Raw genomic sequence first — 11,692 nt, 5'->3', positions numbered from 1 at the left:
AAGTTGTGCGAAATACTCCTGCAAGCCCATGACCGCCACGCTAGGACACCGCCCACCGCCGCGACAATCCTCAACCGCGCCCAGTAAGGAAACTGTGGATAGCCCACCAGCGCCGGACGCAGTTATCCACAGCTGGGCCGCTTCGCCAGAATTAGGTAGTGCGGGAGCAAGGCCATCCGGCCTATCCTGAATGATCGGTCTCGGTGCTGACCAACAGAATCAATGCACTCCAAAACCGGAAGATCCTGCTAAGCGCCTCTCCCCAGAACCCACAAAAAGCCGCCGCGAGCGGTTCTTAAGACGCGCATAGCCCCTCAATACGAATACTTATTGAGAACTCTTATTGAGCGGGGACTTCCTCTCCGGGTGCTCCCTCGGCGGGGGCGCCTTCAGCGGGAGCTTCCTGCATTGGAGCCTGATCAGCCGGGGAAGCGCCAGCAGCGGTGTCGGCGCACATAGCCGGGACTTCTTCCGGAGGAACGATATTGGTCACCAACGTGCACGCCCACGACTTCGAGAGCTTCCAGTGCCCATCCTCGTAAATGAATTCAACCTGGTCAGCGGTCTGCCCCTGGCCATCTGGCGTAGAGAAGTTGACCGTGGCCAAGGCGGAATCCGGGACTAGACCGGGCAATACAGGATCAACTACCTCGAAAACTGCGCCGGATTCAGCCTGGGACTTCGCCATGGTGTCGAAGAGCTCGGGGGCATCTTGTCCACCCTGGACCGTGACGGTCTTCTCCTCCAGCGGAACATTAGGGTCAGTAGCCCGGGCGAGGATCGCGTTAAGATCGGCCGCTGTCGGGGTCTGAGCCTGCGCATCGGTGGTTTCCTGGGCGGCGGTGTTCGGAGCGGCTGAACTACTGGCCGCCGAGGAGCCCTCGTCCGAAGAAGAGCAGGCAGCAAGCGCAGTCGCAGCGCAAGCGGCCAACAAACCCGCACTTAATTTGGTGAATTTCACTGTTTCTCCTCACAAAGTGTAAAAGCGCGCGGCGTACACGCACCAATTTCTAACCCTCCACTGTATAGGGACGCAGGCTTATACCCGCTATCCCGTGCCCGCGAACACCCAATTCGCCAGCCAACTCACAGTCAACGCCACGATTAATCCATGGTCTAACCTAGGAATGCATGAGCCTCTCCACTGCCCCGCACCAGACCATAGCGCTGATAGCCACTGGCGGCACCATCGCGTGCACCACTAACGCCGCAGTTGAACTCGTCCCCACCGTGACTGGACAGGACTTGGCTGCTTGCCTTGCTTCTGCAGCCAATATAGAAGTTATTGAATTCCGGCAGTTGGATTCCTCCGATATTTCTTTGGCCGATCTTGACGCGCTGCGCGCCGTCGTGGCCCAACAGCTACGCCGTCCAGACATCTCCGGAGTATTGATAACTCATGGCACGGATTCCATGGAGGAAACCGCCTTCGCACTCGATATCTTCCACGGGAGCGATAAGCCCATCGTCCTTACCGGCGCGCAGCGCGCCTTCGACCATCCCAAGGGTGATGGCCCGGGTAACCTGTGCGATGCCGTGGGACTCATGCGCCGTCAGCCTGCAGGTGTGTATATCCAATTCGGCGGGGTCAGCGTTCGCGCTCGGGGGGCACGCAAGCGCCACACAAGTTCCCTCGTGGCTTTCGAGGCCATGGCCGTCTCCCCCGGACTTCCCGGGGTATTTCCCCTGCCTGCAGCCTCACTTGCGGCCCATCCTGTCGCCATCATCGCCGCCTATCCCGGCGCGGAAGCCACGCTTGTCGATGTCGCCTCTGCACACTTCCCCGGCATCGTCATTGAGGCCTTGGGCTCCGGAAACATGAGCACCGCCATGGGCCAGGCCGTGGAACGCGCGCTCGACCGCGGCGTGGCTGTGGTCATCTGCACGCGGGCACCTTATGGCGCGACCGCCATGGTCTATGGCGGCGATGGCGGCGGCGCCAGGCTCAATGCCAAAGGCGCGGTGAGCGCTGGCGAGTTTCGCCCGGGTCAGGCTCGAATCCTGCTCTCCGCCGCACTGGCCAGCGGCGTGCCTGTGAGCGAAGCCTTCGCCACTGCCCCGGCGTTTTAGCACTCCCTTTCATCTAGCTCTCAGCAGCAAACCACTCCGACCAAGCCAGCGAGTCGAGCGGATCCGCAGGTTTTAGCGCCGGATCGTCAACAGCGAAGGATTTGCTCTTTCCCGGACCCGTCGCTCGAGTTTCAAAGCGCACGCTGACCACCCCGTGCCCCGTTCCTTGTACCCAGCCATGGCCGTAATCGGGGTGATAGACATCTTCCGTGGTCCGCCACGTCTTTTCTGCGTCTCCCGGGTCTTTCGCGTTCAGCGTCAGCCCCTCCACCACCGTCTCCGAGGACATGGCTTCGCCTTCTGGCCCCACGACTGCTCCCCCGACTCCGGTTTCAAAGTCGTTGTCTGGGGCAGGCGGACGAACCAGCTCGCGATCTAGCTCAGGGAAGAGGACGTTCTGCCTGGCCTCCTCCAGTCCCGAGTAGCTCACCCCAACAAGTCTTATAGGCCCCAGCTCTTCGGGATACCTGGCCAGCCGGAGCGCACTGGCCTGAAGCACCTTAATATCGTCGGTGGCATAAGGCAGCGTTGATGAGCGGGATTCGATGTGGAAATCCGCCATCCGCAGCTTCACCGTCACAGTCCGGGCGCCGCGCCCGTCCTTCAGCAGACGCCGGTGCGCTCCCTGTGCTGCTCTGAGGATCGCGGCATCGACCTCTGTGACACTGAGTAGGTCTTTGGGGTAGGTATGCTCCGTGGAGATTTGTTTGGAAATGGCACGGGGTGCAACCTCCCTCTCATCTATCCCCTGCGCGAGGCGCCACAGCTGAATACCAACCGTGTTGCCGAGCGAGATTTCTACCTCTTTCTGAGTCATGTTCGCCAGCTGGCCAATAGTCTCCACCCCAATGGAGCTTAGTTTCGAAGCAGTAACCGGCCCCACGCCCCACAGCTTCTTCGCCGCCAGGGGGTGCAGCATCTCAATCTGCTTGTTTACAGGAATGACAAAGGTCCCATCGGGCTTGGCTTCCCCGGACCCAATCTTGGCAAATTGCTTACCCGACCCAGCACCAATGGAGCACGGCAGTCCTGTCTCCTCACGGATAAGGGCACGCAGATTCTCTGCCCATTCAAAAACCTCCCCGGCGCTGGCCCTGCGCAGGGCCACGGGCTCCATGAAAGCCTCGTCGATGGATAGCTGCTCGATGACACCGACGTGGGCAGCGATGATTCCAAACACACGCCGAGAGGCAGCTGAATACACCGCATGACGTGGCATTACAACCACTGCCCGCGAGCCCACGAGCTGTTGCGCACGAAACATCGGCATGGCCGAGTGCGCCCCATATTCGCGTGCTTCATAGGATGCCCCCGCAACCACGCCACGGCCTCCTAGGCCGCCCACGAGAACTGGCCGGTCGCGCAAAGTCGGCCGGGTGAGCTGTTCGACGGAGGCAAAGAAGGCATCCATGTCGATGTGTAGGACCCAGCGCTGCATGTATTTTAGTGTAGAAACAACGCCCTTATTCGAGCAAAGCTGCCTCCCGTCCGCTTAACCTCTCCGCTTGAGACGTGAGGCTCAACCTTGAGGCTTAAGACATGGCGGGCCCTGTGTATCTCTTAGCTCTCACGTTCGCGCACTATGAGCAATGTCTCACGACAAGTAGACAAAAAGTACTTCTTGCATGCAAGCTGTACACATGCAGAATGTAAGCACAGCTACCCCGCCGGCGGCGGAACGCGCCTATTGCTTCGTCAAGGCCAACATCATTGATGGCACCTTCGATGATTCGGAGATGCTCTCGGAAGCGGCCTTGGCTTCGCAATTAGGCATGAGCCGAACCCCCATGCGTGAGGCTTTCTTGCGTCTCGAGGTTGAGGGCTTTATCAAGCTCTATCCCAAACGCGGAGCCCTTGTGGTCCCGATTAGCCCGCGGGAAATCCGCGAGGTCTTCGAGGCTCGCATGCTTGTCGACGAGCACTCTGCAACGCATATATGCAACCTCAGCGGCTCCGAACGCGACGCCATCGCGGACGTTTTGGATGCCATCATCGCGGAGCAAACCGCCGCGCTCGACGCTGAGGATCTTGGCACCTACGCTGAACTCGATGCCAAGTTTCACCAAACGATCATGGATAACGGCGGAAACAGCCTGTTGGCGAACTTAGGCCATACCCTTCGCGAGCGCCAACAGCGTTTTACCGCCAAGGCAGTCGGGCGCAACTTGGAGCGCGCCCGCGCCTACGTAGCCCAACACAAAACACTAAGTGCTGCCCTGCAATCCGGCGATTTGACTTCCTATTTGTCCATCCTCGACGACCATCTCAATTCCTCAAGGAAGCAACTGTGACTGTCTCTGCACAACCCAACCCCACCGTCAAGGAGGGGTCACCCGTCGCAGAAGTTTCCAAAGAAGCTTCTGTCCAAACCCCCAAGCTCGACATTGATGTCGCCGGAAAGACCTACGCCAAGCACTCATGGTTCCCCGTAGCCGGCACCATGATCGCCGTGGCTTGGGGCGGTAATGAATTCACCCCGTTGCTCGTGATGTACCGGGAGACGTCAAACTTCTCCCAGGTCACAGTCAACGGCCTACTCGCTGCCTATGTCATCGGCATCATTCCCGCGCTGCTTATCGGCGGCCCGCTCTCCGATCTCATTGGACGCCGCCCCAGCCTTCTTCCCGCTGCCCCGCTTTCCCTCATCGGCTCTTTCCTCCTGTCCATCGCCCCGCATGAGCCCCTCGTCATTGCCTTGGGTCGCATCTTGTGCGGCATGGCTTTGGGCCTAGTCATGGCCGTGGGTTCGACATGGATCACCGAGTTGGTTGCTCGTGCTGGCGGCGATCCAGCCGCAGGTGCTCGTAAAGCTTCGTTGTGCTTGACCGTAGGATTCCTCGTCGGTGCCGGAATCGCTTCCGTGCTGGCGCAGTGGGGACCATGGCCTACGCACTTGGCCTATGTCTTGCACATCCTTTTGACCTTGGTTACTGCCATCTGGCTCACCAAGACCCCAGAGACTAGGCAGCCGCACGATGTGACGGTCAAAGAGACCATCCTTGAGCTGCGCGTTCGCGACATGCTGGCCATGCTCTACATTCCTACTGCAGCTCACAAGCGCTTCCTGCGCGTGGTCGTCCCTGTTGCACCGTGGGTCTTTGGTTGTGCCGGCGCTGCTTATGCTCTGCTGCCGCAGCTCTTGTCGAGCTCAGCTGGCCAGGAACCTATCGCCTTTTCCGGCCTGATGACAGTCATCACCCTGGGTTGCGGCGTAGGCGTTCAGATGGTCGGCCGAGTAATCGATACTCACAAGTCAGCTCGTGCCTCCGCTATCGCAATGGCAGTCATCACCGTCGGCACCATCTTGGGTGGCATCGCTGCAAAGACGTTGTCGCTACCTTTGGGCATCGCCGCAGCAGCCAGCATGGGTGCCGGTTATGGCTTGGCCCTCGTTGCCGGCCTGTCTGAGGTACAGCGTATCGCTGGCGAGCGTGAACTTGCTGGCCTGACTGCAGTGTATTACTCCATTGCCTACACCGGATTCTTCATCCCGATGGCTTTCAGCGCGCTTGCCCCGCTGATTGGGTTCACCAACCTCTTCATCATCGGCGCAGGCCTCGCCGTCGTCTGCCTTGTCAATGTCGCTTGCGCTTGGCGCTCGCACCTGCCAGGCACGCGCCGCTAGGGCGTAGTAACTAAAACAGTGCGGCGGTCTAGTTCCCAGATGTGGGTTCTAGACCGCCGCACTGTTTTGCGGCCATAGTGCTGGCAATTAGAGTTGCAAGTCACCGAGAGCTTGGAAGTCTTCGGTCATATCGCGCAGGCGTTGATAGCGCTGCACTGGCAGTGGATCGTGGTCCCCGGTATAGACCCTGGTCCCGGCTGCGCTCCACTGCGGCGGGGTGGCAGAACCGCTCAGTGCCCACGCTGCCTGGCGAGCTGCGCCCAGAGCAACGTATTCGCTCGGCTCTGGGACCACCACGTCCACGCCGAAGATCTGCGGCGCGATGATCCGCATAGCCTCGCTCTTGGCCGCCCCGCCGATGAGCAAGACACGCTTGGCCGGGGAGCCGGTGACCCGCTCGATGGTCTCGACGGCATCAAACATAGAGCACAAGAGCCCCTCGACCACTGCCCTCGCGATGTCGGCGCGAGTGGTGTCAGTGCGCAGTCCCGAGAACATGCCGGTCGCGTTCGGGCGGTTGGGCGTTCTTTCCCCATCGAAATAAGGCAAGAGTGTCACACCGTTCGCTCCGGGAGGAGCCGCCAGTGCCAGCTCAGATAGCCCGGAGTGGTCAACGCCCAAGAGCATGGCTGCGAAATCAAGGACCTTCGCACCATTGAGAGTGCAGGCCAGAGGCAAGTACTTTCCGCTCGCATCGCAAAAGCCGGTGACAAGACCGGAAGGATCAGCGACCGCGTGATCACTAATCGCGCTGGCCACACCCGAGGTCCCCACCGAGACGCACACGTCGCCCGGCTGCAGGTCAAGCCCCAGCGCCGCCGCCATGTTATCGCCTGTACCTGCGGCAATGGCGGCCCCGGAGGCCGTGGTGCCCACGATCTCATTGGGCTCTGCCACCCGCGGGAGGGTTACCTCGTGGCCGAGATACTGCGCGGCTAGTTGCGGGAGGAACTTGCGCTGCCACGGGCAGTAGTAGCCGGTGCCAGAGGCATCGCCGTGATCCGTCGTCAATTCTTTTCTTCCGCCCAGCTGCCAAGTCAGGTAGTCGTGGGGCAAGACTACAGCCGCTGTCCTGGCGGCATTGTCAGGCTCGTTGTCGCGCATCCACCGCAACTTCGTGCCGGTAATGGAGGCCACCAGCACCGAACCGGTCAGGCTGGCGCTCTCGGCAGGTCCGCCCAACTCCTCAACCAGCTGCGCAGCCTGCGGTGCCGAGGAAGTGTCATTCCACAACATCGCGTCACGGATCACCTCGCCCTGTGCGTCGAGGGGGACCATGCCGTGTTGTTGTCCCGCAACCGAGACGGCATCCGCCTGCTCGATGAGGCCGGCCGTAGCCCGGTCCATCGCTGAAATCCACGCTGCGGGATCCACTTGGGTGCCTGCCGGGTGGGTGCTGCGGCCCTCGTCTACAATCTGGCCAGTGGCGGCGTCGACAAGCAGGGCTTTGCATGACTGCGTCGAGGAATCGATGCCAAGTACATAGGTCATTGCTGTGCCTTCTTTTATCTGATTTCAGAATCTATTTCGGGACGCTATTTAAGGATTGCGGCGGTAGGCAGTGTCGGTTCAGGAGCCGGGGTATCCACAAGGTGAATCCTTGCACCCGATTCACGCAGCTGCTCGCTCTGGGCGGTGCTCAGGTTGGAGTCGATCACAATGTCATCGAAGCTCGCTAGGCTCGCCACGAAGTGCATGCCGAAGTTAAGAAACTTCGAGGAATCTACGACCAGGATCTTGCGCGTGCCGAGTTTAACGAAGGAAGCCTTCGTAATCGCCGCGTCCTCATCTGGGTGATAGATGCCTGTGCCGTTGATGCAAGTGGTGGACACGACAGTCACCGAAGCGTGCAGACGGTCCACGGCTCGGCACGTTGCGGTACCTAAGAAAGAATCTGTGGCGGCGACGTAGCGCCCACCCACGCCGGTGAGCACCAAGTGCGGAGTGGACTTACTCACCACCGTCATGAGCTTGAGGGAATGTGTGATGATTCCAGAAGGCTGGGCCGCTAGAACGAAGGGCAAGCAGGCCTCGACTGTGGTGGAATCATCGAGCGCAACGACATCACCCTCACCTATGAGAGTTCCCACTTCCTGAGCCAACGCGCTCTTAACCGCCGTGTTGGTGGCGCGCCTGATAACGACATCGCGCTCAGTGAACTCCTCCTCGATGGCACGTGCTCCCCCGCGGATACGCTCGAGCTTCCCGGCTTCCGCCAACTGCTCCAAGTCACGGTGAATGGTCATGGGACTTACCCCAAAGTGCCGCGCCAACTCCTCAGTGCGGGCATGACGCTCGACGCGAATCCTGTCCAGCATCTCTGCCCTGCGCGAGTCCACGCCCAAGCGCGTTTCTGCCGCATCGTCCATGGGGAGCACCTCCTTGACCTCGTCTGCACAGTGTTAGTTGCTTCTGTTAGTTGTTTCTTGTTTTTCAATCCAACTTTTCAATGCCAGCGTGAAACTGCGCCGGTTTTTAACAAAAATATCACATATATCCGGGAATGAATGAGAAATTCCTTGTTAAACGGGCCCAGTCCCCATGCGCGCGCCTCGACGAGGGGTAGTTAATCACACATAGTCAACATCATTTCACGTAAATATGTTGACTTCTGTTATTTTGGTGTTAGTTTATGAAATGTAGCTCACATCGCTTCACATACTAACAAGATCTCACATAATTCATCGTTCACGTATTCCTTGGGCCGGGGTGCTCTCTAGGTGCCTCCTCCGCATGTGACGCATGAACTCACACAAGCATTCGACTCTAGAAACGGAGTTCCTCCTCATGGCGCACGATGTCGCACCTCCCGAAACTCTGATAGAACGGATGGGCCTACCACGCCCCCTCCTGTGGGGCTTTATCGGCCTCGCGATCTTCATGATCGGCGACGGCGTGGAAACCAATATCCTCGAGCCCTTCCTCTCCGGCGAGCACGGTTTCACCGTCTCCTCGGTGGGCACCCTCGTTACCGTCTACGGTGTCGCCGTGGCGGCGGCCGCCTTCTTTGCAGCAGCGCTCTCAGATCTCTGGGGCCCACGCAAAGTCATGATGCTCGGCGCGAGCATCTGGGTGGTATTTGAATTGCTCTTCCTGCTCGTGGCGCTCACCACGAGCAACACCGTCCTCGTGTTCCTGTGCTACGGACTCCGCGGCTTTGGCTACCCGCTCTTTGCCTATGGATTCCTCGTGTGGATTACAGCCGTCTCCCCCGCCGCCAAGCTAGGCACGGGCACCGGTTGGTTCTACGTCGCATTCTCCGCAGGTCTCCCCACTTTGGGCGCGCTCACAGCGACAATCTCGATGTCCCTATTTAACCTCGACTTCTACGAGACGCTCTGGCTCTCGCTGGTGCTCGTCATCATTGGTGCTCTCTGCGCTTTAATCGGCGTCAAAGAACGCATCGGCCGCGCGCCCCTGGTGGAAAACTCCGAAGATGTCGCCGCCACTCTCGGAGCCTCCTTCCGGCTCTTAGCCCGGGATCGTCGCGCTCGCTTCGTCGCCTACATCCGCACCATTAACTCCATCCCCACCTATGCCATGGCCGTGTTCTTCCCGGTGTACTTCACCGAACGCCTCGACTGGCCGCTGGCATGGTTCCTTATTCTGACCACCGTCATCTACGCCGTGAACCTTCCCTTCAACCCGCTCTACGGACGCGTGGGAGATAAGCTCGGCTGGTCCAAGACCGTCGTCTGGGCAGGCTGTCTTGCCTGCGCCGTGACCTTGTCACTGGTGTACTTCGTCCCCATGATTTCCGTCGGCCTCGGTTTGCCCGATGGCGTCGGCTTCGCCCTCACCCTGGTCTGCGGCGCGCTCTTCGGCATCTCCTTGGCCGGATTCGTTCCACTGTCTCCCATCGCGGTATCCCTCAACCCCTCTCGCCCCGGCGCTGCCATGGCCGCATACAACCTGGGCGTGGGTGGCGCTGTCGCCGCAGGCCCCGCACTGGTGGCAATCTTCTACCCGCTCGTGGGAGCAACTGGCCTCATCTGCATCTTCGTCGGCCTCTTCCTCCTCGCCGCGTTGATGACGCGCTCGCTACGCGGGACCCAGCCAGGCTTCGACGGCGTTCCCGCGCTCAGCGTCAAGGAGACCTTCGAGGAGGCTGCCGCACGCGACGAGGTCAAAGACCCGTCCCGGTAGCCTAACCTGCCCCCTCCGACCTCATAACTCAAGTCCCGAAGTCTAGTTCTGAAACCTGTTTCTGTACCTTCCGCAAAGGAGAACTCCCACCCCATGTCCACTATCCATCTATCCAATTCTGCTCTCGACACCATCGCCCGAGACACTGACGTGCACGTTCCCGGCTACGATCGCTCAGCCATAAAGCCCGGAATCGTCCACTTCGGTGTGGGTGGCTTCCACCGTGCCCACCAAGCGCTCTACATTGACCGCCTCCTGCGGCAGGGTGAGGCCTTCGACTTTGGGATCGTGGGAATGGGCGTCATGCCTTCCGACGCCCGCATGCGCGACGCACTGCACTCCCAGGACTGCCTCTACACGCTCACCGAAAAGTCTCCCGATGGCACCCTCAACTCCCGCATCATCGGCTCCATCATTGACTATGTCTTCGCTCCCGACGATCCGGCGGCGGCGGTCTCCGTACTGGCACGCGAGTCCACCAAAATTGTCTCGCTCACGGTCACCGAGGGCGGGTACAACTTCGACCACGTCAAGGGAGAATTCGACTTCACAAACGAGCACGTCGCCGCCGATATAGCAGAGCTCAAGGAAGGACGCACCGAGAGTCTGCGCACCTTCTACGGCCTTATCACCGCTGGCCTGATTGCCAGGCGAGCCAGCGCTCAAAAACCCTTTACCGTCATGTCTTGTGACAATATCCAGGGCAACGGGGAGATGGCCCACCGCATGTTCCTCGCTTTCGCCGGTGCGGTTGATGCCGAACTCGCGCAATGGATCGACGCGGAGGTATCTTTCCCCAACTCCATGGTTGATCGCATCACTCCCGAAACCACGGACGCAGATAGGGAAGAAATCAAAAGCGCCTACGGCTACGTCGATGAATGGCCGGTCGTATGCGAGGACTTCCTACAGTGGGTTCTTGAGGACAACTTTGTCGACGGGCGTCCGCCCTACGCCGATGCCGGCGTCGAGATGGTCACGGACGTTGTTCCCTATGAGCTGATGAAGCTCCGCCTGCTCAACGCCTCTCACCAGGGCCTGTGCTACTTCGGATACTTGGCGGGCCACCGCCTCGTCCACGATGTCATGGCGGATCGGCGCTTCGCTGACTTCCTGCTGGCGTACATGGAACGCGAGGGAACCCCCTCCCTGCGTCCGCTGCCGGGAGTAGACCTCGACGCCTATCGCCGGGAACTCATCGCACGTTTTGGCAACGCGGCGGTCAAAGACACGGTCGCACGCCTGTGCGCCGAGTCCTCGGATCGCATTCCCAAGTGGCTACTCCCCGTGGTTCGAGAGAACCTCGCCAGCGGTGTGGCCCCAGTTACTCTATCCGCGGCCATCGTCGCCTCTTGGGCGCGCTACGCGGAAGGCGTCGATGAAGATGGCGAGCCCATCGCGATAAATGATCGGATGGCACAACGCGTGCAGGAATCTGCCTCACACAACCGCGAGGATACTCTCGCTTTCCTGCGCGACCGTGAGGTCTTTGGTGACCTCATCGACGAGCCGGAGTTCACGAGCGAATACGCCCGCATCCTGACCCTGCTCCACGAGCGCGGCGCGGAGGATACCCTCGACACGCTGCTCGCGGAGCTAGTTTAGCCTGCCTGGGTCTTTCTCTAGGGGCTTTTCCGCTTTTAGAATGCATTGGTTTTGGTGGTCGGTTGTCCTCCGCTTGAGCCCAATCCTTCAGGATAGACCGGATGGCCTTGCTCCCGCACTACCTAATTCTGGCGAGGCGGCCCAGCTGTGGATAACCGCCCCGGGCCTGGTGGGTTATCCACAGTTTCCTTACTGGGTGCGGGTTGGGTCTTGTCGCACCGTTTGGCGGTGGCTTAGCGTGGCGGT

9 protein-coding genes are annotated in these 11,692 nt (G+C 60.1%); 5 read left to right on the top strand and 4 right to left on the bottom strand.

Annotation, left to right across the window (positions count from 1 at the left end; all coding sequences use genetic code 11):
- Nucleotides 1-340 precede the first annotated feature (340 nt).
- Nucleotides 341-961, bottom strand: a complete 621-nt coding sequence (locus tag B2696_RS02770; protein WP_286953792.1) for a hypothetical protein — start codon at nt 959-961, stop codon at nt 341-343.
- A 170-nt stretch (nt 962-1,131) separates the two neighbouring features.
- Between B2696_RS02770 and B2696_RS02765 the strand changes: the two genes are divergently transcribed.
- Entirely contained in the window at nt 1,132-2,070 is a 939-nt protein-coding gene (locus B2696_RS02765; RefSeq protein WP_075730105.1) for an asparaginase, read from the top strand.
- 13 nt (nt 2,071-2,083) lie between these two features.
- Here the strand turns inward: B2696_RS02765 and B2696_RS02760 are convergent, their stop codons facing one another.
- Nucleotides 2,084-3,508 carry a DNA polymerase IV gene (locus B2696_RS02760; RefSeq protein ID WP_286953791.1) on the bottom strand — a complete coding sequence of 475 codons (1,425 nt, stop codon included), beginning with the start codon at nt 3,506-3,508 and terminating at the stop codon, nt 2,084-2,086.
- Between the two features lie 202 nt (nt 3,509-3,710).
- Here B2696_RS02760 and B2696_RS02755 point away from each other — a divergent pair, with 202 nt between their 5' ends.
- Nucleotides 3,711-4,361: a GntR family transcriptional regulator gene (locus tag B2696_RS02755; protein ID WP_286953789.1), complete on the top strand. Its 651-nt coding sequence runs from the start codon at nt 3,711-3,713 to the stop codon at nt 4,359-4,361.
- A 149-nt stretch (nt 4,362-4,510) separates the two neighbouring features.
- Nucleotides 4,511-5,695 (top strand): MFS transporter, encoded by a 1,185-nt coding sequence (locus B2696_RS02750; protein ID WP_286953794.1) that lies wholly within the window; start codon nt 4,511-4,513, stop codon nt 5,693-5,695.
- An 87-nt stretch (nt 5,696-5,782) separates the two neighbouring features.
- Here the strand turns inward: B2696_RS02750 and xylB are convergent, their stop codons facing one another.
- Nucleotides 5,783-7,186 carry a xylulokinase gene (xylB, locus tag B2696_RS02745; protein ID WP_286953787.1) on the bottom strand — a complete coding sequence of 468 codons (1,404 nt, stop codon included), beginning with the start codon at nt 7,184-7,186 and terminating at the stop codon, nt 5,783-5,785.
- 44 nt (nt 7,187-7,230) lie between these two features.
- Nucleotides 7,231-8,064 carry a DeoR/GlpR family DNA-binding transcription regulator gene (locus tag B2696_RS02740; RefSeq protein WP_286953786.1) on the bottom strand — a complete coding sequence of 278 codons (834 nt, stop codon included), beginning with the start codon at nt 8,062-8,064 and terminating at the stop codon, nt 7,231-7,233.
- Nucleotides 8,065-8,482: 418 nt separating this feature from the next.
- Here B2696_RS02740 and B2696_RS02735 point away from each other — a divergent pair, with 418 nt between their 5' ends.
- Together B2696_RS02735 and B2696_RS02730 are read left to right on the top strand one after the other, a co-directional pair.
- On the top strand, nt 8,483-9,841 hold the full coding sequence (locus tag B2696_RS02735) for an RbtT/DalT/CsbX family MFS transporter (protein ID WP_075731213.1): 1,359 nt from the start codon (nt 8,483-8,485) through the stop codon (nt 9,839-9,841).
- Nucleotides 9,842-9,934: 93 nt separating this feature from the next.
- The gene (locus tag B2696_RS02730; protein WP_286953785.1) at nt 9,935-11,446 is read left to right on the top strand and encodes a mannitol dehydrogenase family protein; all 1,512 of its coding nucleotides are present in this window, start codon (nt 9,935-9,937) and stop codon (nt 11,444-11,446) included.
- Nucleotides 11,447-11,692 lie beyond the last annotated feature (246 nt).

The sequence above is a fragment of the Corynebacterium sp. UBA4397 genome (assembly GCF_002390965.1).
Taxonomy (GTDB): domain Bacteria; phylum Actinomycetota; class Actinomycetes; order Mycobacteriales; family Mycobacteriaceae; genus Corynebacterium; species Corynebacterium flavescens.
The sequence above is the reverse complement of the archived record's forward strand: the minus strand, read 5'-3'. Positions and strand labels throughout refer to the sequence as shown.